Source organism: Streptomyces sp. NPDC006332, assembly GCF_040612855.1.
Taxonomy (GTDB): domain Bacteria; phylum Actinomycetota; class Actinomycetes; order Streptomycetales; family Streptomycetaceae; genus Streptomyces.
The window spans coordinates 1-25,682 of the sequence record NZ_JBEXRA010000009.1 but is presented as its reverse complement, the minus strand read 5'-3'; the positions used below and the strand labels follow the sequence as shown (position 1 = coordinate 25,682).

Sequence of the window (25,682 nt, the reverse complement as noted above, 5' to 3'; positions counted from 1 at the left end):
AGATGGTTCTGTGGCAAGCGCACGCGAGCAACTCCGGGCCCTGGTCGCATCCGACGACCCGTTCGGCCAACCCGGGGAGGACACACGGGAGTTGCAGCTGGAAGCCGCACGGGAGGCCTTCGCCGCCCACCGCGAGCGCGTCCCGCTGCTGCGCACCCGGGCGGAGGAGACCGGCGTACGCGAGATCAACGGCTTCGAGGAACTCGTACCGCTGCTCTTCTCGCACACCAGCTACAAGTCGTACCCGCTCTCCCTCATCACCGGCGGCCGCTGGGACCGGCTCCTGCGCTGGTACACGACCGTGTCGGCGGTAGAACCCGGCGACGTCGACATCGAGGGCGTAGGCGACATCGACGAGTGGACCGAACGCGTCACCGCCGCCGGCCACCGCCCCTACATCACCAGCGGCACCTCCGGAAAGGTGTCCTTCCTCAACTGCGACGCCACCGACCTGAGTTTCCTGCACGACATCCTGGAACACGTCACCTGCTGGCCCGACCCGCTCCCCCCGAAGCCCACCCGTCGTGGTTACCTGCTGGCACCGGCGAGCGGTCCGATGCGGTCCATCGACGGCTTCCGCTGGCACGCGGACGTCTTCGCCAGGCCCGGCGAGACCCAGCTGCTCACCGAGGAGCCGCTCAGGGTGTCCGACCTGATGAGCAGCGCACTGCTGCGCCGCCGGATGGCGGAGGGCACCGCGACCCCGCAGGAGATCAGTTCCTTCGAGTCCGCCTCCGAGACGCGTGAGGAGGAACTGGGCACGGCCGTGTCCCGGATCGTCGACGACATCTTCGCGCACCGCGACGAGCCGCTGCTGATCGCCGGGATGAACAACCAGCAGTTCACCCTGATCCAGGCCCTGCGCGCCCGGGGTGTGTCCGACGGCAGTCTGCACCCCGACACGCTGGTGCTCAGCGGCGGCGGCAACAAGGGCCGGGCGCTGCCCGACGACTACCAGGCGCAGTTCGCCGCCTTCTACGACGGTGTGCGGCGCGTGCGCAGTTACGGCATGACCGAGATGCAGGGCTCCTGCCCCGCCTGCGAGAAGGGCAACTACCACGTGCCGCCGTGGGTGATCCCCCTCATCCTCGACCAGCCGGGCGAGACGCTGCTCAACGCCGAACACGGCGTGGTGGAGGGGCGGTTCGCCTTCCTGGACGTCTCCCTGGAAGGCCGCTGGGGCGGGCTGATCAGCGGCGACCGGGTCTTCGTGGACTTCTCGCCGTGCGACTGCGGCAGAGCGGGGCCCGTCGTCCTGCCCGACATCCGGCGCTACGGCGACCTCGGCGGCGACGACAAGGTCACCTGCGCCGCGACACTCGACTCCTATGTGCGGGGGATGATCCACGGATGAGCGGCACCATGCTCGACACCACCGCGGCTGATTCCGTACCCGTCGTCCACGTGGTCCGCGGCGAGCTCCAGCACGGCTCACCCACCCAGCACGGCCGCCCGGGCGCCGCCTTCACCGCGCCCACCCTGGACCTGGACGATCTCGTGTGGCCCCGCACCGAACCCGGCCCCGCGTTCCAGGTGCCCGTCGCGGAGATCGTCGACCTGCTGGTGGAGACCGGCGAGGCACTCAAGGCGGACCGGGCGGGACTGCTCGCCGAGGCCCTGGACCGGATGGCCCGGGTCAGTCCGCTGCCCGCGGAAGTGCTCGAACGCGCCTACGCCGTGCTGTGGCGCAGCTTCCAGCGGCCCGCGCTGTACGCCCAGATCGACCACGAACTCGGTGGAGCGGACGTGCTCGACGGCTGGCGCGAGGTGCGGCTGCCCGGGAACCGGACCGCGGCCACCCGTGCCTTCCCGCCGCGCCTGGTGCACATCATCGCCGGCAACGCACCCGGTGTCGCCGCGATGTCCGTCGTGCGCGGAGCCCTCACCAAGGGCGTCAACCTGCTGAAGCTGCCCTCGAACGACCTGTTCACCGCCACCGCGATCCTGCGCACCATGGCCGCGGTCGCCCCCGGGCACCCCGTGGTGCGTTCGTTCTCCGCGGTGTACTGGCGCGGCGGCGACGAGACGGTGGAGAGCGTGCTGTTCCGCCCGCAGTTCTTCGACAAGCTGGTCGCCTGGGGCGGCGAGGCCACCATCCGCGGGGCGCTGAGGTACGTCGGCCCGGGGTTCGAGCTCGTCTCCTTCGACCCCAAGACTTCCATCTCCCTGATCGGCCGCGAGGCCTTCGCTTCCCCCGAGACGCTGGCCCGGGCCGCCGACGCGGGCGCCGCCGACGCCACGTTCTTCAACCAGCAGGCCTGCGTGGCCAGTCGCTTCCAGTTCGTCGAGGGCTCCTGGGACGACGCCGACCGCTATGCCGCCCTGCTGTGCGAACGCCTCGGCGTGGCCCGGGAGTTCAGTTCGGCGGGCGGACCGCAGGTCCCGACCGGACTGCGCGAGGAGATCGACGTTCTGAGGTCCATGGCCCCCGAGTACCGGGTGTGGGGCGGCTACGACGGCCGGGGCCTGGTCATCCGCTCTCCCGAACCCGTCGACTTCCACCCCGACGGAAAGATCGTCGACGTGGTTCCGGTCGGCGAACTGTCCGAGGCCGTACGGCACGCCGGGGTCGCCACCCAGACGGTCGGCGTGTACCCCGACTCCCGCAAGGCGGACCTGCGCGACGCCCTCGCCTGCGCCGGAGTGCAGCGCGTGGTCTCCCTCGGCGGTGCGGGCGGCATGCCCCCGGGCCTCTCGCACGACGGCTTCTACCCACTGCAACGGCTGATGCGCTGGGTCAACGACGAGTGATCCCGCGGGCGTGGCGCGGGGCGGACGTCATCTGGCTGCTCCTCATGGCGGGCCGTGCGCGCAGTCGTGCGTGGGGTCGTGGGCGCACCGGTGGCGCCGTGCGTCAGCCGAGCCTGAGAACGTCGAGCGCGGTGAGCGCGACGTGCAGTTCGGTGCGTTGTTCGCCGGACTCCAGGTCACGGTCGAGGAGCCGCTCGATGGTGCGCAGCCGTTGGTAGACGGTCTCCCGGGACAGGGCGCCGAGCCGGGCGGCGGTGGTCTTGTTGCCCGCCGCGTCCAGATAGTGGCGCAGGGTCGACAGCAGATCGGTGCCGTGGCGGGTGTCGTGCTCGATGAGGCGCCCGAGCTGTCGCTCGGCGTAGTCCTGGATCCGGGTGTCCTCGCGCAGCGCGTACAGCAGCTGAGGCAGGCCGATGTCGGACAGTTCGAGGAAGGTCCTGCCCTCGCGGAGCTGTCGCCCGGGCAGGGCCGCCTCGGCGACGCGGGCCGCGGCGCGGAAGGAACGCGCCGCGTCGGAGAGGTGCGTGACCTCCGGACCGACACACACGACAGCCTCGGGGCACAGGTCGAGGGCGATACGGCTCAGCCGCTCGACGACGGGCCGCCACGGCTGGGACGGGCGCAGGGCCAGCAGGACGCCGAGGCGGCCGGGGGCAAGTATGCCGACGAGCGCCGGGACGCCCGTCGTCCTGAGCTCCTGCGACAGCCGGCTCTCCGCACCGCCGTCGTCCTCCGCACGGATGTCCGCCAGCACAGCGAGGAAGAGGCCGCCCTCGGTGGGCAGGCCCAGCGCGGCCAGCCGGGCACGGGCGTCCTCGGGGGAGTGGTGGCGCTGTCCGGCGAGATCGCGCAGCGCGTTGCGGTGCGCCGTGCGTTCCCACGGGGTGGTGTGGATGAGGCGGGCGATCGTGAGCGCCATCGCCGTACGCTCCAGGACGGTGACGTCCTCGGGGACGAAAGCCGCCGAGGCGGCGGCCGGGGTGCCGGACGGGGGCGGGAGCATGGCGACCCGGCCCCAGCGTTCGCCCTGGTACTCCACGGGCGCCACGAGCCAGCTCTCGGGGCCGCTCACCTCCGTGCGATCTCCGGGAGGTGTCGCCCTGGACCGCTGTTCCCAGCCGGTCAGTGCCTCGTCCACGGTGCTGCCGGAGGGCTCGCAGATCAGCGCCTGGTGCACCAGGTTCTCCAGGACGACCGTGCGGCCACTCATCTCCGCCGCCGCCCGCACGACCTCCTCGGGGCCCGAGCCGCGCAAGGTCAGGGCCGTGAACGCCTCGTGGACGCGCTGGGTCCGGCGCATGGCATCGGCCTGGTTGCCGAGGATGAGGGTGTGGACGACCTGGGTGACCTCCAGGAAGTTGACGTCCTCGGCCAGGGTGACGAGCGGCAGTCCACGGGTCCGGCAGGCCTGGATGAGCGGGTCGGGCGGCCGGTGGTAGCGCCGGACGAGTTCGATGACCAGGGCCGCGGCGTCGATGTCGGCGAGTTCGTCGACGTAGCGGCGCACGCCCGCGGTGTCCTGAGGCAGCGGCATGCCGGTGGTCAGGACGAGCTCGCCGCCCTTGAGGAAGGAGGCGGGGTCCGTCAGTTCGGTGATGTGGACCCAGCGGACCGGTCGGTCGAGGCGGGTCACGCCGGTGACGACCTCCGGTCGCCCCGCGGCCAGGACCGGCAGGGCCAGGACGTCGGCGATGGTCAGCACACCGCCCGTGGGGGCGGCGCCAGGGCCGCCGGATCCGGACGTCCGGGACGTTTCGACGTACTCGCTCATGGTGCCTCCTTGCCCGCCCGGACACTGTGACAAGCGTGGCTGACCTGCGCAAGAGCGGACCGACGGTGGTCACCAGGGCCCCGGGCGGCCCGCCGGACCCGCCTCGGTTGACACAACGTCCGAACACCGCCTCCCCGCTGGACAGATCACGCGTTGTCGGCGCGCGAACGGGTCGAGATGCTCGGGATGCCGGAGTAGACCACAACGCATGGGCCGGGAGACGAACATGACCGCACTGTCGCCGCACCTTCGCCAGGCCACGCCCGTCGTGGCGGTCCGTGGCGAGGGCGTCCACCTGTACGGCGAGGACGGCCGCCGCTACCTCGACTTCACCGCCGGCATCGGCGTCACCAGCACAGGGCACTGCCACCCCACGGTCGTGGCGGCGGCGCAGGAGCAGGTGGGCACGCTGGTCCACGGCCAGTACACGACCGTCATGCACCAGCCCCTGCGGCAGCTCGTCGACAGGCTCGGAGAGGTGTTGCCGGCCGGCCTGGACAGCCTGTTCTTCACCAACTCCGGCAGCGAGGCGGTGGAGGCAGCGCTGCGGCTGGCCCGGCAGGCCACCGGCCGCCCGAACGTGCTCGTCTGCCACGGCGGGTTCCACGGCCGGACCGTGGCGGCGGCCGCCATGACCACCTCCGGCACCCGCTTCCGGTCCGGCTTCTCGCCGCTGATGAGCGGCGTGGTCGTCACCCCGTTCCCGACGGCCTACCGCTACGGCTGGGACGAGGACACCGCCACCCGCTTCGCCCTCCAGGAGCTCGACTACACCCTCCAGACCATCTCCTCGCCCGCCGACACGGCCGCGGTCATCGTCGAGCCGGTGCTCGGCGAGGGCGGCTACGTGCCCGCCAACCGCGCCTTCCTGGAGGGACTGCGGGAGCGGGCCGACCGGCACGGCTTCCTGCTGATCCTCGACGAGGTGCAGACCGGCGTGGGCCGCACCGGCCGGTTCTGGGGGCACGACCACTTCGGGGTCACGCCCGACATCCTGATCACCGCCAAGGGCCTCGCCAGCGGGTTCCCGCTGTCCGGCATCGCCGCCTCCGAGGAACTCATGGGCAAGGCGTGGCCGGGCTCGCAGGGCGGCACGTACGGCGCCAACGCGGTGTCGTGCGCAGCCGCCTGCGCCACCCTCGACGTCGTACGCGACGAGAAGCTCGTCGAGAACGCCGAGGCGATGGGCGAGCGGCTGCGCAACGGCCTGGAGGCGGTGGCCGAGCGGACACCGGCCATCGGGGACGTACGGGGCCTCGGCCTGATGCTGGCCTCCGAGTTCGTCACCGAGGACGGCGCCCCCGACCCCGAGACCGCCGCCCGTGTGCAGCGGGCAGCCGTCGACGAGGGCCTGCTCCTGCTGCTGTGCGGGGCCTGGAACCAGGTCGTGCGGATGATCCCGGCGCTCGTGATCGACGAGTCGGCGGTGGACGCCGGCCTTCAGGCGTGGGCGGCCGCGGTGGAGGCCGGTACGTCGGGAGCGTCGCAGCGATGACAAGCGCCACCCGCGACCTGGCGGGTCTGTCGGCCCGCATCGCGCAGGCCGCGCCCGGCCTGCGGGTGGAAACCGGGGCCGGAGACACGGTCCCCTACGCCTACGACGCCTCCAACTACCGGGTGCCTCCCCGTGCCGTGGCGTTCCCGCGCACCGCCGACGACGTGTGCGCGGTGCTGCGGGCCTGCCGGGAGGAAGGCATCCCGGTGACCGCCCGGGGCGGCGGCACCAGCATGGCGGGCAACGCGGTCGGACCCGGCGTGGTCCTGGACTTCTCCCGGTACATGAACCGGATCCTGGCCATCGACCCCGAGGCGGGCACCGCGCGCGTCGAGGCGGGCGTGGTCCTCGACGCGCTGCGGGACGCGGCCGGCGAGCACGGGCTCACGTTCGGCCCCGACCCGTCCTCGCACAGCCGCTGCACCCTCGGCGGAATGATCGGCAACGACGCGTGCGGCAACCGGTCCGTACGGCACGGGCGGACCAGCGGCCACATCGAATCCCTGGACATCGTCACCGCCGACGGCGTGCGCGCCGTGGCCGACCACGCCGGACTGCGCGCCGCCGACCCTGACGACACCGACGCGGTCCGACGCGTCGCCCGGCTCGAAGCGGACCTGCGCCGCCTGGTCGCCGACAACCTGGCGCCGATCCGTACCGAACTCGGCCGCGTCCCCCGCCAGGTCTCCGGCTACCAACTGCACCACCTCCTGCCGGAGAACGGCTTCGACGCGGCCCGCGCCCTGGTCGGCACCGAGGGCACCTGCGCGGTCGTCACCGGCGCGACCGTACGTCTGGTCGCCACCGCGCCCGCCTCCGCGCTGCTCGCTCTCGGCTACGACGACGTCGTCGACGCCGCCGAGGACGTCCCGGAGATCCTGCGCCGGGAGCCCACCGCCGTGGAGGGCATGGACGAGGCGATCGTCGCCACTATGCGCGCCCGCCGCGGTCCGGACGCCGTCACCGGCCTGCCCGAGGGGCGTGCCTGGCTCTACGTCGAACTCGACGGCGAGGACTCGGCGACGGTCACCACCCGGGCGGCCGAACTGCTGGACGTCCTCAAGGCCCGGGGCCGGATGACGGGCGGCCGGGTCGTGGACAGCGCGGCCGAACGCCGCTCGCTGTGGCGGGTCCGCGAGGACGGGGCCGGGCTCGCCGCCCGCCTGGTGGACGGCAGGGAGTCCTGGCCCGGGTGGGAGGACGCGGCGGTCGCCCCCGAGAACCTCGCCGGCTACCTGCGGGACTTCCGTGAACTGCTGGCCCGCCACGGGCTCACCGGGGTGCTGTACGGGCACTTCGGCGCCGGCTGCGTGCATGTGCGTATCGACTTCGACCTCGTCACCGAGGCCGGCCGGGCCGCCACCCGCCGGTTCCTCGGCGAGGCGGCCGCCCTGGTCGTCGAGCACGGCGGGACGCTCTCGGGGGAGCACGGCGACGGACGGGCGCGCGGTGAGCTGCTGGAGATCATGTACAGCCACCGGATGGTCGAGGCGTTCGCCGCGTTCAAGCGGATCTTCGATCCGGAGGGGATGCTGAACCCCGGCGTCATCGTCGCTCCGGCCCCCCTCGACACCGACCTCGCCTTGCGTGAACTCCCGCTCTTGACCACGGAGTTCACTTTCCCGCACGACGAGGACGGCTTCACCGGCGCGGCCCGCCGCTGCGTCGGTGTCGGCCGCTGCCGCGGCGACGCGGGCGGCGTGATGTGCCCCAGCTACCGGGCCACCGGCGAGGAGAACGCCTCCACCCGGGGCCGCGCCCGCCTGTTGCAGGAGATGGTGCGCGGCGAGTCGATCCAGGACGGCTGGCGCTCCACCGAGGTCCGCGACGCCCTCGACCTGTGTCTGTCCTGCAAGGCCTGCTCCACCGACTGCCCGGTCGGCGTCGACATGGCGACCTACAAGGCCGAGTTCCTGCACCAGCACTACCGGGGCAGGCTCCGGCCCCGGTCCCACTACTCGCTCGGCTGGCTTCCCCTGACCTCCGCGCTCGCCGGCTTCGCCGCCCGCCCGCTCAACGCGCTGCTGCGCGGGCCCCTCGGCAGGGTTCTGGCCCGGCTCGGGGGAGTGACCACCCGGCGCACGATCCCCGCCTTCGCCTCCCGACGCGCCCTGCGCTCGCAGCTGCGCGGGACGAGGACCGCCGAACCGGCCAGGGCCCTGCTCTTCGTCGACAGCTTCACCCGTGCCTTCCGCCCCCAGGTCGCCGGTGCCACCGCCAGGGTGCTCGCCGACGCCGGCATCCCCAGCACCGCTCGGGACGGCCTGTGCTGCGGCCTGACCTGGGTCAGCACCGGCCAGCTGTCCGTAGCACGCCGCGTCATGGCCCGTACGGTCGCGCACCTGGACGACGGCGACGACCGGCCCATCGTGGTGGCGGAACCCAGCTGCGCCGCCGCCCTCAGACGCGACGTGCCCGAGCTCCTCGGCACGGAGGCCGCCCGCCGGGTCGCGGCCCGCGTCCACACCCTCACCGGTGCGCTGACCGACCTCGCCGCCCCGGACTGGACCCCGCCGCCCCTGCCCGCCGATGTCGTCCTGCAGACCCACTGCCACGAGTACGCCACCTTCACCGACCGCCGCCCGCGCGATCTGCTGCGCCGACTCGGCGTGCGCACCGTCGACGAGGCCGAGGGCTGCTGCGGACTCGCGGGCAACTTCGGGTTCGAGGAACAGCACTACGACACCTCCATGGCCGTCGCCGACCTCGCCCTGACACCCCGCCTCGACGGCCTCGACCACCACACGCCCGGCGTCGTCGTGGCCGACGGCTTCAGCTGCGCCACCCAGATCGACCACCTCGCCGGTGACCGTGACCTCCGCGCCCTGCACCTCGCCGAACTCCTCGACCCCGCCACCGACCGACCAGGAGAGACCTCATGACCGACACACCTACGCAGTTGTTCATCGGCGGGGCCTGGGTGGACGCCGCGGACGGCGCGACCCTGGCCGTGGACGACCCGGCGACCGGCGAGGTCCTCTGCCACGTCGCCGACGCGGGTCCCAAGGACGCCCGGCTCGCAGAGGACGCGGCGGTCGACGCCCAGCAGGCGTGGGCCCGTACGGCACCCCGGGCACGCAGCGAGATCCTGCGCCGTGCCCACGAGCTCATCCTTGAGCGCACCGACGAGCTGGCCCACCTGATGACCGCCGAGATGGGCAAGCCGCTGGCCGAGGCACGCGGTGAGGTGGCGTACGCGGCGGAGTTCTTCCGCTGGTTCTCCGAGGAGGCCGTGCGCATCGACGGCGGCCACGGCGTCCTGCCCGACGGCCGCAACCGCATGCTGCTCACCCGCCGCCCGGTCGGCCCCTGTCTGCTGATCACCCCGTGGAACTTCCCGCTGGCCATGGGCACCCGCAAGATCGGCCCGGCGATCGCGGCCGGCTGCACGATGATCCTCAAGCCGGCCCCGCAGACCCCGTTGTCGAGCCTGGCGCTCGCCGCGATCCTCAAGGAGGCGGGGCTGCCGGACGGTGTACTGAACGTCGTCACCACCTCCCGCGCGGGAGAGGTCTGCGAACCGCTGCTGCGCGGCGGACGGGTCCGCAAGCTGTCCTTCACCGGCTCCACGGCCGTCGGCAGGCTGCTGCTGGCGCAGTGCGCGGACGCCGTCGTACGGGCCTCGATGGAGCTGGGCGGCAACGCGCCGTTCATCGTGTTCGAGGACGCCGACCTGGACGTGGCCGTGGACGGCGCCATGATCGCCAAGATGCGCAACATGGGCGAGGCGTGCACCGCCGCCAACCGCTTCTTCGTGCACGGCTCGGTGGCGGAGGAGTTCGGACGGCGGCTCGCCGAGCGCATGGGCGCCCTTGTGGTGGGTCCCGGCACCCGAGACGGTGTCGACGTCGGCCCGCTGATCGACAGGACAGGGCGGACCAAGGTCGAGGAGCTGGTCGCCGACGCGGTGGAGCGGGGTGCCCGGGTGCTCGTGGGGGGCCGCACGCCGGAGGGGCCGGGCTGCTTCTACCCGCCGACGGTCCTGACGGACGTGGCGCCCGACAGCCGTCTGATGGACACGGAGATCTTCGGCCCGGTCGCGGCGATCCTCACCTTCGACGACGAGGACGAGGTCGTCCGTAGGGCCAACGACACGCCGTGGGGACTGGTCGGCTACGTCTTCACCGAGGGCCTCGACCGTGCCCTGCGCGTCAGCGAACGGCTGGAAGTCGGAATGGTCGGCCTCAACACCGGTCTCGTCTCCAACCCGGCCGCCCCCTTCGGCGGCGTCAAGCAGTCCGGGATCGGCAGGGAGGGCGGCCGCGTCGGGATCGACGAGTTCCTGGAGTACCAGTACCTCGCGGTGCCCATGCGATGACGGTGGCAGTCCTGCCCTGACGCCCGCCCCATCGCGCACCGCGCGGGCCGCCCCGTGCTCCGGCCGACTGTCCTCGTGGCCGAGCACGGGGCGTCGTGGGGCGCAGGACGGCCACGCTTCGGGCCGGTCCGCTGCCGGGCATCGGTGGAGCGGCGGGTTTGCCGCTCATAGGGAAAGGACCCCTCAGCCCAGGTGGCGGGTGGTGATGTCCGCCGCGGTGCCGGTCACCAGTCGTCCCAGCTCGGGGAGCCGGTCGGGCTCGAAGCGGGAGTCGGGCAGGGAGACGGCCACGGCGGCCAGCGGCACGCCGTCACCGTCCAGGACAGGTGCCGCGATGGCGCAGACACCCGGGATGTACTGGTTGTGGTTGACGGCGTATCCCCGGTCTCTGACGCGGCGGAGTTCCGCGCGCAGTTCCACCGGGTCGGTGATGGTCTCCTCGCCGTAGCCCTGGAGGGTGCCTGCCGCGACCTCGTCGATCTCGCGCTTCGCCAGATGAGCGAGGACCGCGTGTCCGGTGGCGGTGGCGTGCAGGGGGGAGATGTCGCCGATGGTGTGGAAGGTCCGTACGGCGTGGTCGCAGTCGACGCGGTCCACCACGACCATGCCGTGCAGGGCGTCGGGCACCGACAGGTGGATGGTCTCGTTCAGCGTGTCGCGGAGCCGCATCATGGGCTCGCGGGCGGCGGCGAACAGGCTCGACCCCTGCAGGGCGGCGGGCCGTACGGCCAGCACGCGTGCGCCGATCTCCCAGCGGGTGGTGTCCCTGCGGTTCGCCCGCAGCCAGCCCGCCTCGTTGAGCGTCACCAGGGTGCGCTGCACGGTCGACTTGGGCAGCCCGAAGATCTTCGTGAGTTCCCCGACGGTGACCGGCTGGTGCTGCGCCACGGCCTCCAGGACGCGCAGCGACCTGGTCACGCTCTTCATCTCCATCCGGACCCCCTCACTCGTGTGCCGGATTACAGCATACCATGCCACAATGTGGCATGGGTCAGCATCTGTGTCGGGGTCGGAGTTCGCGGCGCGCCGCCATGGCGGCACCGCCTGCTCAGGCGCCCAGCCGGCGCCCCGTGATCTCCGCGGCCGTCTCGGTGACGAGGCGGCCCCATTCGGGCAGCTCGTCCGCGTCGAACCGGGAATCGGGCATGGAGACTGCCACCGTCGCCAGAGGTGTGCCGTCCTCGTCGAGGACGGGTGCGGCGATCGCGCAGACGCCCGGGCGGTACTGGTTGCGGTTGACCGCGTAGCCGCCGGTGCGGATCTGGTCCAGCTCCGCGCGCAGCTCATCGGGATCGGTCGGTGTCGTGTCGCTGTAGCGCTCCAGCCCCCGCGCGATCAGCTCCTCGACGTCCCGCCTCGGCAGATGGGCGAGGACCGCTCGTCCGGCGGCTGTCGCGTGCAGGGGTGAGGTGTCGCCGATGGCGTGGAAGGTTCGTACGGCGTGGTCGCAGTCCACGCGGTCGACCACGACCATGCACTGCAGGGCGTCCGGTACCGACAGGTGGATCGTCTCGTTCACCTTGTCGCGCAGGTGCACCATGGGCTCGCGGGCGGCGGCGAACAGGCTCGACCCTTGCAGGGCGGCGGGCCGTACGGCCAGCACGCGTGCACCGATCTCCCAGCGGGTGGTGTCCTTGCGGTTCGCCCGCAGCCAGCCCGCCTCGGCCAGGGTGACCAGGGTGCGCTGCACCGTCGACTTCGGGAGGCCGAAGAGCTTCGTCAGCTCCCCGACGGTCACCGGCTGATGCTGGGCGACCGCCTCCAGGATGCGCAGCGATCTGGTGACGCTCTTCATTTCCATCCGATTTCCCCCCGTTAATCCTCGGAACTTCTTGCAGACACCCTCTTGACTCCCCTCCGGGCCACTGCCATTCTCGTGCCAGATTCTAGCACAGCATTCCACAATGTGGCACGGCTCCTCGGAGGGCTCCGAGGAAGCGAGCCGGACTCCCCGCCCGGGGCGGATGCAGTCCGCAGGGCGCCGAAGGGCCTGGCCCTCGCCCGGACCTCTCTTCGAATCGGACAGCCTCGCGCCGGGGCGCTCAGAATGCGCCCCGGCGATACGAAAGGAAACCCCTGTGTCAGCTGCCAGGAAGCGCGTCGCCGTCGTCGGCGTCGGAACGATGGGCAGCCAGGCCGCCTGGCGGCTGGCGGCCCGTGGTGCCGAGGTCGTCGGATACGACCGGTACGCCCCCGGCCACGACCGCAGCGCCGCAGGCGGTGAGACCCGCATCTTCCGCAGTGCCCACTTCGAGGACTCCCGGTACGTGCCACTGCTCAAGCACGCCGACGTCCTGTGGGAGCAGCTCCAGCAGGAGACCGGCCGTGAGCTTCGCCGCCTGACCGGGTGCCTGCTGATGGGGCCGACCGAGCACCAGCAGATGGCCACGGTCCTCCAGTCCATCGCGGAGCACGACCTGGACCACGAGGTCCTCGACGCCGAGGCCCTCGCCAAGCGCTTCCCGCAGTACCGCGTCGAGAACGGCGACGCGGCCGTGCTCGACCGCCGCGCCGGTTTCATCCGCCCGGAGCTGACGATCCAGACCGCCGCTCGCCGCGCCGAGCAGCTGGGCGCCCGTATCCACCGCTACACCACGGTCCGCGAGATCGTGCCCGTCGCCGGCGGAGTGGAGATCCGGACCGACGCGGGCAGTGAGCGTTTCGACACGGCCGTGGTCACCCCGGGCCCCTGGGTGAACGACCTGCTTCCCGACCTGCCTTGGGAGGTGGACATCCGCCGCCTCGTCAGCGCCTGGTACGTGCCCACCACCGACGCCTGGTTCGGCGAGGAGCGCCCGGCGTTCATCCGTACGGCGCCCACCCACTGCTACGGCCTGCCCTCCCCGGACGGGGTGTCGGTCAAGCTCGGCCTGTCCCGAGCCCTGCACCGCCCGGCCGGTGACCCCAACCAGCTGGACCGGACCGTACAGCCGGACGAGCTGGAGATCTTCTCCGAGCTGATCGTGCGTCACCTGCCGGACCTGCACCCCGATCCGACCCGCCTCTCCGTCTACATGGAGGGCTACACCGAGAGCAGCCGACCACTGGTCGGCCCGCTCCCCGGCGCCGAGAACGTCGTTCTGCTCGCCGGCTTCTCCGGCCACGGCTTCAAACTCTCGCCCGCCTTCGGCGACATCGCCGCGGACCTGGCCCTGGACGGCTCCTCGCCCCGGCCCATCGACTTCATCTCCACCCTCGACCGAGCGAAGGCGTGACCACCGTGACCAAAGCCCTCTCCGTCGGTGCCCTGCGGGCCGAGCCCGGGACCAAGACCCGCGGCAGCGTCCGCGCCGACCTCGGTACCCTCACCGTCGACCTTCCGCTGACACTGGTCAACGGTGCCCGCCCCGGCCCTCGCGTCACCATCACCGCGGGCGTGCACGGGGGCGAGTTCACCCCCGTCGACGCCGCCGCGCGCCTGGCGACCTTGCTGGACCCCGACGAGGTGCGCGGCCAGGTGATCATCTGCCCGGTCGCCAACCCGCCCGCCGTGTACGACGGCCGGCTCAACGTCTCTCCGGTCGACGGCGTGAACATCAACCGCGTCTTCCCCGGTGACCCGGACGGCAGCCCCACCGAGCGGCTCGCGTCCTGGCTCTTCGCCCACCTCGTCGACGGCGCCGACGTCTACATCGACCTGCACTGCGGCGGCATCGACCAGGTCCTGCGCGACTTCGTCGGCTACCGCCTCACCGGAGCCCCGGACCTCGATGGGGCGACGGCCGAACTGGCAGGCTCCTTCGGTATCGAGGACGTCATCCTCGGACTGGAGGCCGACGGCGGCAACAGCCACGCGGCCGCCGCCCGCCGGGGCATCTCGGCGGTACTCGTCGAGGTCGGCGAACTCGGGCAGCGCGACGGCGCCACGGCCGACCGCCGCGTCGACGGTGTCCTCCAGGCACTGCGCCACCTGAGCGTGCTCGCCCCGACCGGCCAGAACGGCCCGACCGGCACCACCGCCCCGGCCGTCCGGGAATGGGTCTGGGCCGCGGGTGTCACGGCCGAGGCCACCGGCCTGTGGTACCCGGAGTTCAGCGCCGGTGACGACGTGGCGGAAGGCGACCTCATCGGCCGCATCATCGACCCGGCTGACGGCGCGGAGCACGAGGTCCACACCCCGGTCGGCGGGCGGCTCTTCTACGGCATGCACGGCCTGACCGTCGCCCCCGGCCACGAACTCGCCGCCATCGCCGCCCCGTGGGACCCCGACCCGGCGACGCGACCGGCCGACTTCCGGACCCCCGGCGTCGGTGTCGCACCCGCCGAGCCGGACCCCCACGCCTAGACCCTCTGTCCAGCCCCCTACGGACGCCCCAGCGCTCCCCTTCCTACGGCCAGCCCCACCAGGAGGCACACGATGAAAGACTCCCGGATCGACCGCAGACTGTTCCTGCGCGGAATAGGCGGAGCCACGGCGGGTATCGCCGCCGCGACCACCCTCAGCGCCTGCGGCACCGGCACCAGCCGGTCCGTGGCCGGTGGCGGCGGTGGCAAGAGCTCCAAGACGTTGGTCGTCCGCGACAGCGGCGGCACGTACGGCGACGCCAACCAGAAGGCCGTCTACGACGCGTTCACCAAGGAGACCGGGATCCGGATCGAGGTGGTGAACATCCAGTACGCGCAGATGCTCGCCCAGATCCAGCAGGGCCGCCCGCAGTTCGACGTCATCGACGACTCGATGTCCGACTTCCTGCGCTTCAAGAAGGCGGACGCGACCGAGGAACTGGACTACGACCGGCTGAAGAACGCCACGAACGCCGGTATCGCCAAGACCCTGGTCACCCCCAACGCGATCGGCAAGAACTACTGGGCCAGTGTCATGGCCTTCCGCACCGACGCCTGGGGTGGGAAGAAACCTTCCTCCTGGGCCGATTTCTGGGACACCAAGGCATTCCCCGGCAGCCGTTCCCTCCAGGGCCTGGACGCGGACCGGCCCGAGCTGGAGTTCGCCCTCCTCGCCGACGGTGTGCCCCTGGACAAGCTCTACCCGCTCGACGTGGACCGTGCCTTCAAGTCCCTCGACACCATCAAGGGGTCCGTCAAGAAGTTCTGGGACACCGGCGCCCTCCCCGGCGTGCTCCTCGGCCGCAAGGAGGTCGTGGCCTCCAGCGTCTGGCACGGCCGCCTCGACGCCCTGATCAAGCAGGGCTCGCCACTCGCCTACCAGTGGAACGGCGCCCGCCGGCAGAGCAACGCCTACGGCATCCCCAAGGGCACCGCCAACCTGGACGCCGCCTACCAGTTCATCGACTTCGCGCTGCGGCCGGACGTGCAGGCCGCCTACGCCGAGCTGTACCCGATGGCCCCCTCGGTGCCCGCCGCATACAAGAAGCTCTCCCCGTCCGTCGCCGCGAACCTGGGCAGTTCCCCGGAGCACCTCAGGACCGGCTTCGACCTGGACGTCGCGTGGTGGGCCGAGAACGACGACATGGTGGCCAAGCGCTGGCAGGAGTGGGCGCATGCCTGAGACCGACGTGATGCCCGAGCCGTCGATCGTCGCCCCGGCGGCACTGGCCGGCAGCGGAAAGCCGCTGTCCGCGCGGCGACTGCGCAAGACCTACGGGGGAGTGACGGCCGTCGACGAGGTCTCCATGGAGATCGCGGCGGGCGAGTTCGTCACCTTCCTGGGGTCCTCCGGCTCCGGCAAGACCACCACCCTGATGATGATCGCCGGGTTCTGCGAACCCGACTCCGGAAGCATCGTCGTCGGCGGCAACGACGTGACCCGACTGGCCCCGCAGAAGCGTGGTCTCGGCTTCGTCTTCCAGCAGTACCTGCTCTTCCCGCACATGACCGTGTGGGAGAACGTCGCCTTCCCGCTGCAACTGCGCGGCGTGCCGAAGGCGGAGCTGCGGCGCCGTGTCGGCGAGACCCTGGAGATGGCCGGCCTGTCGGCCATGGCCCGACGCCGCCCGCGGGAACTGTCCGGCGGACAGCAGCAGCGCGTCGCCCTGTGCCGGGCCCTGGTCTACCGCCCGCCGGTGATCCTCATGGACGAGCCGCTCGGCGCCCTCGACAAGAAACTGCGCGATCAGCTCCAGACCGAGATCAAACGCATCCAGCAGGAACTCGGCCTGACCGTCATCTATGTGACGCACGATCAGGAGGAGGCTCTCGTCCTCTCCGACCGCATCGCGGTCATGCGGGACGGGCTGATCGACCAGTTCGACACCCCGCGGGAACTCTTCGAGCGCCCCCGTACCCCGTTCGTCGCCGACTTCCTCGGCGCGGCCAACTTCCTCCCGGGCCGGCTGGAGGAACAGACGGCGGACCACACCCTGGTACGGCTGGACACCGGCGGCCTGCTCCAGGCCCGTCCGCAGGCAGCCCCGGACGGCGCACGGGTACGCGCCGCGGTGCAGCCCGGCCGGCTCGTCCTGTGTCCCGCCGACGACGGGTTCTGTACCGGGACCGTCGAGACGGTCACCTACGTCGGCACGCTCGTCCGCGCCACCGTCCGCCCCGTCGGCGGCGCGGACACCGGACTCGTACGACTGGAACTTCCGGCCGGCCGGGCCCCCGTCCTGGGCGAGCGCGTCGGCCTCAGCGTGGATCCCGCCAACGTCAGCGTGTTCCCCGACGCGGAAAGCGGGGGGTGACAAGTATGGCCGTGCTGGCTCCCGTAACGGGTTCCGCCCCTCCGGTGCCCCACAAGAAGCGACTGAACCGCGCGCTGTCCGACCGCCGCACCCGCTTCGGGCTGCTCAACGCCGCCCCTGTCGTCGTGTATCTGCTGGTTCTCTTCGTCTATCCGATCTTCAGCACCCTGCTGCTGAGTCTGAAGGGCGAGCGGGGCGGCTTCACCCTCCACTGGTACGCCGACGCCTTCCGGGGCGCCAACCTGGAGATCCTGTTCACCACACTCCGGATCTCCGCCGAGACCTCGCTGCTCAGCCTGGTCATCGGGTTCGTCCTGGCCGCCGCGGTGTCCCGGCTCAAGCCCCTGCTCGCGGGGCTGGTGATGGTGGTCGTGGTCGTGCCGCACTTCATCAGCGCGCTGGTGCGCACCTACGGCTGGATCATCCTGCTCGGTGAACACGGCGTCATCAACAACGCGCTGACCGGCCTGCACGTGCCGGGCGCCCCCTTCGACCTGCTCTACAACGAGCTGGGAGTCGTCATCGGCACCACCTCCGTGATGCTGCCGTACACCGTGCTGCTGCTGTACGCGGTCATGAAGGGCATCGACCGCCGGCTGATGGCCGCCGCGGCCAGCATGGGCGCGGGACGGCTGACGATCTTCCGCCGGGTCTACGTCCCGCTGGTGGCCCCGGGCCTCGTCAACGCCGGTGTGCTGTGCTTCATCCTCTGCCTCGGCTACTACCTCACCCCCGCCCTCATGGGCGGCGCGAAGCAGACCATGGTCGCCTCGCTCATCAACGAACAGGTGATGAAGCAGGACCAGTGGAACGGTGCCGCGGCCCTCGGCATCATCCTGCTGCTGTTCACCTTCGCCGGACTGCTGCTGCTCAGGGTGCTGAAGTCGGCGGGCGAGGCGTACCGGAATCGAGGCACGGCGTCATGACCGAGCTCCGCTCCACGCCGGCCGGACGCGTCACCCTGGCCGTCCTGTCCACGCTGATCCTGCTGTTCCTGGTGCTGCCGATCGTCGTCATCGTCGTCACCTCGTTCGGAAAGGACGCCTTCGGAGCCTTCCCGCCCTCCTCCTGGACGATCGACTGGTACAAGGCGCTGTTCGCGGACGGCAGCAAGTGGCCGGCGGCGCTGTCGCTCAGCGCCCTGGTCGCCTCCCTGACCACCGTCTTCTCCCTGATCCTGGGCATGACGGCGGCCACGGCCCTGGTCCGCAGCAAGCTGCCACTCCGCTCCGCCGTCTACGGTCTCGTCCTGGCTCCGCTGGTGATCCCCCAAGTGGTCCTCGCGCTCGGCCTGTTCCTGCTCTTCGAACCGGCCGCCATGCTCGGCAGCCCGATCGCCATCTCCCTCGGCCACACCGTGCTGGCCGCACCGATCGCGGTGATGATCCTCATGGCCACGCTGCAGGGCATCGACGAACGGCTGGAGGACGCCGCCGCCAGCATGGGCGCCGGCCGCGTCACCGTCGCCCGGCGCATCACCTTCCCGCTGGCCATGCCCGGACTGGTCGCCGCCGCGACCTTCTCGTTCATCACCAGCTTCGACGAGTTCTTCATCTCGCAGTTCCTGTCCTCCGTGAACACCGTGACCCTGCCGGTCCAGGTGTTCAACGTCCTCCAGTACGACGTCGATCCGTCGGTGACGGCCGTCAGCGCGATCCTCATCGGGGTCGCCGTGGTGGCTCTCGCCCTGGTCGCCGTGGTACGCCGACTGAGCGGCACCGGCAGGCACGAGGGCATCCTGCCGACCGAGCCCGGCGTGGGCCTCGCCGCCGGAAGTGAGATCGCCCCATGACCACCAGCACCCGCACCCCCGCCGGTGAACTGTCCGCCACCGCGGCCAGACACCTGCTCCTCAACATGACCCCCAACGGCTCGCTCGGCCCGGGCGGCGAGGACGTCTTCGTCGTCCGGCGCGGCGAGGGCCCCTACGTCGAGGACGCCGACGGCAGGCGCTACATCGACGGCCTCTCGGGCCTGTACTGCTGCCAGCTCGGCTACTCCTACGGCCCCGAGTTCGCCGAGGCCGCGGACAAGCAGCTGCGTGAGCTGTGCTTCAGCCCGCTGTGGTCCGGCTCGGCGCACCGGACGGGAATCGAGCTCGCCGAGCGGCTGTCCCGGCTCGCCCCGGTGGACATCGAGCACACCTTCTTCTCGGGCGGTGGCGCCGAAGCCGTCGAGACCGCCTGGAAGATCGCCCGCCGCTACCACGCCCTGCGCGGCGAGGCGGGCCGCACCAAGGCGATCTCCCGGCGCGGCGCCTACCACGGGCTGACCGTGGGTGCCCTGTCGTTCACCGACGACCCGGGGCTGCGGGAGCCGTACGGCCCGGGCGCCATCGAGACCCGGTTCGTGTCCAACACCAACCGCTTCGGTCTCGCACCCGAGTTCGTCGACGACGAGACGTTCACCTCCCGTCTCCTCGCCGAGCTGGAGGCCGCGATCCTGGCCGAGGGCCCGGAGACCGTCGCCATGCTCATCGCCGAGCCGGTGCAGAACCGCGGCGGCTGCATCACCCCGCCCGAGGGCTACTGGCAGGGACTCCGGGTCCTGGCGGACCGGTACGGCTTCCTGCTCGTCGCCGACGAGGTGATCACCGCCTTCGGACGACTGGGGGAGTGGTTCGGCGGCGACCGCTACGGCGCCCGTCCGGACATCGTCACCGTCGCCAAGGGCATCACGGCCGGATACGCCCCCATGGGCGCGACGCTGGTCAGTAATCGGGTCACCGAGGTCATCAACCGGCCCGGCGCCGTCCTCAACCACGGCTACACCTTCGCCGGACACCCGCTGAGCGCGGCCATCGCCCTGCGCAGCCTGGAGATCATGGAGCGGGACCGGATCCTGGACAACGTCCGCGGCCTCCAGGACCGTCTCGCGGACCGTATGACGTCCCTCACGGACCTGCCGATCGTCGGTGACGTCCGCGGCGCCGGCTTCTTCTACGCCTGCGAACTCGTCGGTGACCTCGACGGCGGCGGCTTCAGCGACACCGCCCGGGCCGATCTGATCGTCGACCTGATCCCGCGCCGGCTGCGCGAAGCGGGGCTCCTCGCCCGCGTCTACAACCGCGCCGCGCCGCTGGTGCAGATCGCGCCTCCGCTGATCAGCGACCGGGCCCTCCTCGACCGTATCGCCGAGGTCGTCGCGGACACCCTCGACGAGGCGGCCGCCCGCCTGTGACACCCGCTTCGACCATGTTTCTGGAAGGAACGACATGTACTCCATCGGTCCCCTGACCGTCGCCCCGGGTACGCGCGCCCAGGGCCTCATCCCGGTCGGCACCAGCACCTACGGCGTGGAACTCGGCATCCCGCTGGTCGTCGTCAACGGCACGCTGGACGGTCCGGTCCTGTGTGTGGACGCGGGCGTGCACGGCGACGAGTACGACGGTCAGGAAGCCGTCCGCCGTGTTCTCGCCGAGGTCGACCCGGCCACCCTGCGCGGCACCCTCGTGGCCATCCCCTGCATGAACACCCCGGCGTTCGAGGCGGCGGCCCGCACGAGCGGCCTGGACCACCTCAACCTCAACCGCATCTTCCCCGGTGACGCGGACGGTTCGTACTCCCTGCGGCTGGCCGCCACGTTCGTCGAGCAGGTCGTCCCCGCCATCGACGCCCTCGTGGACCTCCACACCGGCGGCACCTTCGGGGAGATCGCCCCGCTGGTCATCCTCCAGGGCGGCTACGAGGACCTGGCGACGGACCTCGCCCTGGCCGCGGGGCACGAGCTGGTCTGGAAGGGCGGCAAGTGGGGCGGCACGGTCCGCCACCCCACCCTCGCCGCGGGCAAGCCGGCCATCACCATCGAGGTCGGCGGCGGCACGTACCGCGAGGAGAACGTCGCCCTGCACATGCACTCGATCCGCAACATCATGCGGCAGCTCAAGATGATCGACGGCGAGGCGGAGCTGCGGCGCACCTACACCGCCGTCTCCGGCACCTTCGCCCGCTCGGACGCCGGCGGCTTCTTCGTCGCTCACGTCGAGCCGGGGGACAACTGCAAGGAGGGCGACCTGATCGCCGCGATCAGCGACCACTACGGCAACACGCTGGAGGAGGTACGCGCCCCGCAGGACGGCATCGTGCTCTGGGTGCGCCGGATCCGCACGGTCCGTCCGGGCGACGAGGTCGTCATCTTCGGCGAGGTCCAGGGGGAGATCCGGCCATGACCGCCGCACTTCAGCTGACCGAGCTGCTGATCGACGGCAAACAGGTCCCGGCCGCCGACGGACGCTCCTTCACCGTCCTCGACCCGTCCGACGGGACGGCCATCGCCCAGGTGGCGCTGGCCGGCGAGGCGGACGTGGACCAGGCGGTGGCCGCCGCCCGCGCGGCGTTCACGGCGCCCGAGTGGGCCCGGATGCGCGCCGCCGACCGGGGCCGTGTCCTGTACCGGATCGCCGAGGCCATCCGCTACCAGGGTGAACGGCTCGCCTGCCTGGAGAGCCAGGACGTCGGCAAGCCGCTCGGCCAGGCCCGGGCCGATGTCGAGGCCGCCGCCCGCTACTTCGAGTTCTACGCGGGCGTCGCCGACAAGCTCGGCGGATCCACGATCCCCCTCGGGCCCGGTCTGATCGACTACACCGTCCGTGAGCCGATCGGCGTCTCCGGCCAGATCATCCCGTTCAACTACCCGCTGCAGAACACCGCGAGGGGCTCCGCCGCGGCACTGGCCGCGGGCTGCACGGTGGTCCTCAAGCCCTCCCCGGAGGCGCCGCTCACCCCGCTGGAGATCGGCAGGATCGCCCTGGAGTGCGGTCTCCCGCCGGGCGTGCTGAACGTCGTCCCCGGCGACGGCGAGACCGGCGCGGCCCTCGCCGGGCACCCGGACATCGACCAGGTCACCTTCACCGGCTCGGTGCCCACCGGCATCAAGGTCGCCCAGGCGGCCGCCGCCAACGTGGTGTCGTCGGTCACGGAGTTGGGCGGCAAGTCGCCGTTCGTCGTCTTCGCCGACGCCGACTTCGACCTGGCACTGAAGGCGATCATGGGCGCCTCGTTCAGCAACGCAGGACAGATGTGCTCGGCCGGCACCCGGCTGCTGCTCCAGCGCGGCGCCGAGGAGTTCCTGGACCGGCTGGTCGAGAGGATCGCCATGCTCCGCGTCGGCCCCGGCTCCACGGACCCGGACATCGGCCCTCTGGTCGCCGCCCGGCAGCGCGACCGGGTACTGAGCTACCTGGACCTGGCACGGGAGGAGGGCGCGACGGTCCGCGTGGGCGGCAAAGCCCCGTCGGACCCCGCCCTGGCCGACGGCTACTACATCGAGCCGACGGTCCTCACCGGCCTCACCAACCAGGCGCGTTGCGCCCGTGAGGAGATCTTCGGCCCCGTCATCACGGTCATCGAGTTCGACGACGCCGACGAGGCTCTCCGGATCGCCAACGACAGCCCGTACGGCCTGTCTTCCTACGTCTGGACCCGTGACATCGACAAGGCGATGCGCCTGGCCGAGGGCATCCGGGCCGGTCAGGTCTCCGTCAACGTCACCGGCGTCGGCACCGGAGTCGAACTCCCCTTCGGCGGCTACAAGCACAGCGGATGGGGCCGGGAGAAGGGCCTCGAAGCCCTGGCCGGCTACACGCAGACCAAGAACGTCTGCATAGGGTTCGGCGACCGGTCATGAGGTACCGCACGCTGGGCGAACGCGGCCCGACCGTCTCGGTCGTCGGCGTCGGAGGCAACAACTTCGGCTCCCGCCTCGACGAGGAGGGCACGAAGGCGGTCGTGCACGCCGCCCTCGACGCCGGGATCACCCTGTTCGACACGGCCGACATGTACGGCGGTTTCGGCGAGGGCAGCAGCGGGCGCGGTGACGGCGAACGCCTGCTCGGCGCGGCGCTCAAGGGACATCGTGACGGTGTCGTCCTGGCCACCAAGTTCGGCATGGAGATGTACCCGCAGGACGACCGGTACGGCCGACGCGGCGCCCGCGCCTACATCCGCCACGCCGTCGAGTCCTCACTCCGCCGCCTGGGCACCGACCGGATCGACCTGTACCAGTACCACGAGCCGGACGGTGTCACGCCGCTCGACGAGACGGCCGCGGCCCTGCGCGAGCTGGTCGACGAGGGCACGATCGGACACATCGGCTGCTCGAACCTCCCGGCCGAGCAGCTCACCGACGCCTTCGTGTCCACGCAGGCCCCCTACCATCTCCTCGACCGCGGCGTGGAACAGGGCCTCATCCCCGCCTGCCTCCGTCACGGCATCGGACTGCTTCCGTACTACCCGCTGGCCAACGGCCTGCTCAGCGGCAAGTACCGGCGCGGCGAACAGCCTCCGCCCGGCAGTCGGCTGTCCTGGCGGCAGGGCTGGCTCACCGACGCCGCCCTCGACCGTGTCGAGGCGCTCACCGCGTACGGCGCCGAACGCGGTCTGACCCTCCTCGAGGTCGCCGTGGGCGCACTGGCCGCCCTGCCCGCCGTCGGGTCCGTGATCTGCGGCGCCATGAGGCCGGAACAGGTCATCGCCAACGCGGCGGCGGCCGACTGGATACCCGACACGACCGATCTGGCCGCCCTCGACGCCATCGTGGCCCCCGGCGAACGAGTCGTCTGACCCACCCAACTCCCTTATAGGTCAACTCCCTGATAGGCACCCGGAAAACGAGGCTGAACACCATGCGAGAGATCGTCACCTTCGACGCCTACGGCACCCTGGTCGACTTCCAACTCGGCCCCACCACCCTGAAGGTCATCTCCGACCGGCTGGACCTGGACAACCTGGACGTCGACGAGTTCCTCGACGACTTCCGCGTCATGCGCTTCCAGGCCGTCCTGGAGGCCTACCGCCCCTACCACGAGATCCTGCACTCCAGCCTGAAGATGGCGATGCGTCTGCACGGCCTGGAGTACCGCGAGTCCGACGGCGACGCCCTCGTCGAGGCCGTCCCCACCTTCGGCCCCTTCCCGGAGGTCCCGGACGCCCTGCGCGCGCTGAAGAGCAGGTACGAGATCGCCATCATCTCCAACACCGACGACAACCTGATCGCCCGGAACGTCGAGAACATCGGTGTCGAGTTCGACCACGTCGTCACGGCCCAGCAGGCGGGCGCGTACAAGCCGGACCGCCAGACCTTCGAGCACGCCTTCAAGGCGATGGGTGTCGAGCCCTCCCAGGTCATCCACACCGCCCAGGGCTGGGAGTACGACCACATCCCGACCCGCGACCTGGGCCTGAGGCGCCGGGTGTGGATCAACCGCTACGGCCACCCCGGCAGCGCCGACTACCAGCCCTACGACGAACTGCCCGACCTGTCCGGCCTGCCGGCCCTGCTCGGCTGCTGACCCCACGGCGACACGGCGACACAGGACAGAGAACACAGAGGACGTACGCCATGAAGCAGATCCCCTACTGGCTCGACACAGCCCCCGTCTTCGCCGACCGATCCGGAAAGGACCTGCCCGACGAGGCGGACGTGGTGGTCATCGGCGGCGGCCTCACCGGTCTTTCCACCGCCTATCACACCGCCCGCAAGGGCGCCCGGGTCGTCCTCGTCGAGAAGGACAAGGTCGGCTCGGGCGCCTCCGGGCGCAACGGCAGCATGTGCACCCAGGGCATCACCATCAGCCCCGCGGAGGCCCGCAAGCGCTACGGCCAGGAGCGTGCCGTCGAGCTCTACAATGCGTTCCGCGAGGCGGTCGACGTCGTCGAGGACCTCACGCGCGAGGAGCGGATCGACTGCGACTTCCACCGCGCCGGCCGACTCGGTGTCGCCTTCAAGCCCCAGCACTTCGAGGCGATGCGCGCCAAGCAGCGTGACCTGGCCGAGAACTTCGGCCACGAGATGCACCTCCTGACGCGCGGCGAGCTGAAGTCCGAGCTGAACTCGGACTACTACCACGGCGCCCTGCTCGACCCGCTCAGCGCCGCCCTGCACGTGGGCAAGTACGTGCACGGTCTTGCCGAGGCCGCCGAGCGGGCCGGCGCGGAGATCCACGAACGCAACGCGGCCACCGGCCTCACCCGCCTCCCCGGCGGCGGCTTCCTGGTCGAGACCCTCAACGGCACCATCCGCGCCAAGCAGGTCATGGCCGCCACCGACGCCTACACCGACAAGGTGATGCCGTGGTTCCGCAAGCGGCTGATCAACGTCGGCAGCTTCATCATCGTCACCGAACCGCTCGGCGAGGCGCGCGCCAAGGAACTCATCCCGAACGCCCGTCTGGTGGTCGACTCGAAGAACATCGGCCACTACATCCGTCTCACGCCCGACCATCGCCTCGCCTTCGGCGGCCGGGCCCGCTTCGCGCCGTCCAATCCCGCCTCCGACGTCAAGAGCGGCGACGTCCTCAAGCGGGAGATGACGGAGATCTTCCCGCAACTGGCGGGCGTCCGGGTCGACTACGTGTGGGGCGGCATGGTGGGTTTCTCCTGGGACCGCCTGCCGCACGCGGGCGAGGCCGACGGCCTGTACTACTCCATGGGTTACTGCGGCCACGGCGTGCAGATGGCCACGTACATGGGCCGCGCGGTCGCCGAGATGATGGACGGCCGCCCGGAGGCCAACCCCCTGCGGGGTCTCGGCTTCCCGAAGGTCCCCGTCCCCTTCTACAACGGCACCCCCTGGTTCCTGCCGTTCGGTGGCGCCTATTACAAGGCCAAGGACCGGCTGCGCTGAGTTCGAGACCGCGCGGTGGTCCTCGCGGTCACCGCACCAAGCCGCTGCCGCCCGTCCCGGTGTCAGCGAGAAGGACTTCCTGGCCGGCATCAACACCCACTTCACCCGCCACAAGTTCGCCAACGC

The 25,682-nt window shown here is 71.3% G+C and carries 20 protein-coding genes; 17 read left to right on the top strand and 3 right to left on the bottom strand.

All coding sequences use genetic code 11. From position 1 onward, the window contains the following. The first annotated feature begins 10 nt into the window (after window positions 1–10). The gene (locus ABZ027_RS10755) at window positions 11–1,354 is read left to right on the top strand and encodes a hypothetical protein (protein ID WP_356766564.1); all 1,344 of its coding nucleotides are present in this window, start codon (window positions 11–13) and stop codon (window positions 1,352–1,354) included. Next, entirely contained in the window at window positions 1,351–2,751 is a 1,401-nt protein-coding gene (locus ABZ027_RS10750) for an acyl-CoA reductase (RefSeq protein WP_356766562.1), read from the top strand. The genes ABZ027_RS10755 and ABZ027_RS10750 overlap by 4 nt, the downstream gene beginning before the upstream one ends. A 103-nt stretch (window positions 2,752–2,854) precedes the next feature. Here ABZ027_RS10750 and ABZ027_RS10745 read toward each other — a convergent pair whose 3' ends face one another. Then, complete coding sequence (locus tag ABZ027_RS10745) at window positions 2,855–4,522, bottom strand: PucR family transcriptional regulator ligand-binding domain-containing protein (protein ID WP_356766560.1); 1,668 nt, start codon at window positions 4,520–4,522, stop codon at window positions 2,855–2,857. A 226-nt stretch (window positions 4,523–4,748) separates the two neighbouring features. On the opposite strand from ABZ027_RS10745, the gene ABZ027_RS10740 reads away from it, so the two are divergent. Genes ABZ027_RS10740 through ABZ027_RS10730 form a run of 3 tightly spaced genes read left to right on the top strand, consistent with a single transcriptional unit; the run spans window position 4,749 to window position 10,335 of the window. Next, window positions 4,749–6,017: an aminotransferase class III-fold pyridoxal phosphate-dependent enzyme gene (locus ABZ027_RS10740; protein ID WP_356766558.1), complete on the top strand. Its 1,269-nt coding sequence runs from the start codon at window positions 4,749–4,751 to the stop codon at window positions 6,015–6,017. Beyond that, a complete protein-coding gene (locus ABZ027_RS10735) occupies window positions 6,014–8,899 on the top strand; it encodes an FAD-binding and (Fe-S)-binding domain-containing protein (RefSeq protein ID WP_356766556.1) in 2,886 nt (961 codons plus the stop codon). Before ABZ027_RS10740 ends, ABZ027_RS10735 begins: the two co-directional genes overlap by 4 nt. After that, entirely contained in the window at window positions 8,896–10,335 is a 1,440-nt protein-coding gene (locus ABZ027_RS10730) for an NAD-dependent succinate-semialdehyde dehydrogenase (RefSeq protein ID WP_356766554.1), read from the top strand. Before ABZ027_RS10735 ends, ABZ027_RS10730 begins: the two co-directional genes overlap by 4 nt. Before the next feature lie 183 nt (window positions 10,336–10,518). On the opposite strand, the gene ABZ027_RS10725 is transcribed toward ABZ027_RS10730, so the two are convergent. Then, complete coding sequence (locus ABZ027_RS10725) at window positions 10,519–11,262, bottom strand: IclR family transcriptional regulator (RefSeq protein WP_356766880.1); 744 nt, start codon at window positions 11,260–11,262, stop codon at window positions 10,519–10,521. Window positions 11,263–11,383: 121 nt separating this feature from the next. Next, window positions 11,384–12,130: an IclR family transcriptional regulator gene (locus tag ABZ027_RS10720; protein WP_356766878.1), complete on the bottom strand. Its 747-nt coding sequence runs from the start codon at window positions 12,128–12,130 to the stop codon at window positions 11,384–11,386. Between the two features lie 283 nt (window positions 12,131–12,413). Here ABZ027_RS10720 and solA point away from each other — a divergent pair, with 283 nt between their 5' ends. The 12 genes from solA (at window position 12,414) to ABZ027_RS10660 (ending at window position 25,556) form a co-directional block, all read left to right on the top strand. Continuing rightward, on the top strand, window positions 12,414–13,550 hold the full coding sequence (gene solA / locus ABZ027_RS10715; RefSeq protein ID WP_356766552.1) for an N-methyl-L-tryptophan oxidase: 1,137 nt from the start codon (window positions 12,414–12,416) through the stop codon (window positions 13,548–13,550). Beyond that, entirely contained in the window at window positions 13,547–14,620 is a 1,074-nt protein-coding gene (locus ABZ027_RS10710) for a succinylglutamate desuccinylase/aspartoacylase family protein (RefSeq protein ID WP_356766550.1), read from the top strand. Before solA ends, ABZ027_RS10710 begins: the two co-directional genes overlap by 4 nt. 72 nt (window positions 14,621–14,692) lie before the next feature. Beyond that, window positions 14,693–15,802, top strand: a complete 1,110-nt coding sequence (locus ABZ027_RS10705; RefSeq protein ID WP_356766548.1) for an ABC transporter substrate-binding protein — start codon at window positions 14,693–14,695, stop codon at window positions 15,800–15,802. After that, a complete protein-coding gene (locus tag ABZ027_RS10700; protein WP_356766546.1) occupies window positions 15,795–16,934 on the top strand; it encodes an ABC transporter ATP-binding protein in 1,140 nt (379 codons plus the stop codon). The genes ABZ027_RS10705 and ABZ027_RS10700 overlap by 8 nt, the downstream gene beginning before the upstream one ends. A 44-nt stretch (window positions 16,935–16,978) precedes the next feature. Further along, the gene (locus ABZ027_RS10695; RefSeq protein ID WP_356766544.1) at window positions 16,979–17,860 is read left to right on the top strand and encodes an ABC transporter permease; all 882 of its coding nucleotides are present in this window, start codon (window positions 16,979–16,981) and stop codon (window positions 17,858–17,860) included. Beyond that, window positions 17,857–18,726, top strand: coding sequence for an ABC transporter permease (locus tag ABZ027_RS10690; protein ID WP_356766542.1), 870 nt, complete (start codon window positions 17,857–17,859; stop codon window positions 18,724–18,726). Before ABZ027_RS10695 ends, ABZ027_RS10690 begins: the two co-directional genes overlap by 4 nt. Next, complete coding sequence (locus ABZ027_RS10685) at window positions 18,723–20,114, top strand: aminotransferase class III-fold pyridoxal phosphate-dependent enzyme (protein WP_356766540.1); 1,392 nt, start codon at window positions 18,723–18,725, stop codon at window positions 20,112–20,114. The genes ABZ027_RS10690 and ABZ027_RS10685 overlap by 4 nt, the downstream gene beginning before the upstream one ends. Before the next feature lie 34 nt (window positions 20,115–20,148). Beyond that, window positions 20,149–21,102, top strand: coding sequence for a M14 family metallopeptidase (locus ABZ027_RS10680; RefSeq protein ID WP_356766538.1), 954 nt, complete (start codon window positions 20,149–20,151; stop codon window positions 21,100–21,102). After that, window positions 21,099–22,559 carry an aldehyde dehydrogenase family protein gene (locus ABZ027_RS10675; protein WP_356766536.1) on the top strand — a complete coding sequence of 487 codons (1,461 nt, stop codon included), beginning with the start codon at window positions 21,099–21,101 and terminating at the stop codon, window positions 22,557–22,559. The genes ABZ027_RS10680 and ABZ027_RS10675 overlap by 4 nt, the downstream gene beginning before the upstream one ends. Continuing rightward, window positions 22,556–23,494: an aldo/keto reductase gene (locus ABZ027_RS10670; protein WP_356766535.1), complete on the top strand. Its 939-nt coding sequence runs from the start codon at window positions 22,556–22,558 to the stop codon at window positions 23,492–23,494. Before ABZ027_RS10675 ends, ABZ027_RS10670 begins: the two co-directional genes overlap by 4 nt. Window positions 23,495–23,556: 62 nt before the next feature. Further along, the gene (locus ABZ027_RS10665) at window positions 23,557–24,222 is read left to right on the top strand and encodes a haloacid dehalogenase type II (protein WP_356766534.1); all 666 of its coding nucleotides are present in this window, start codon (window positions 23,557–23,559) and stop codon (window positions 24,220–24,222) included. A gap of 50 nt (window positions 24,223–24,272) precedes the next feature. Beyond that, entirely contained in the window at window positions 24,273–25,556 is a 1,284-nt protein-coding gene (locus ABZ027_RS10660) for an FAD-binding oxidoreductase (RefSeq protein WP_356766532.1), read from the top strand. The last annotated feature ends 126 nt before the right edge of the window (window positions 25,557–25,682 follow it).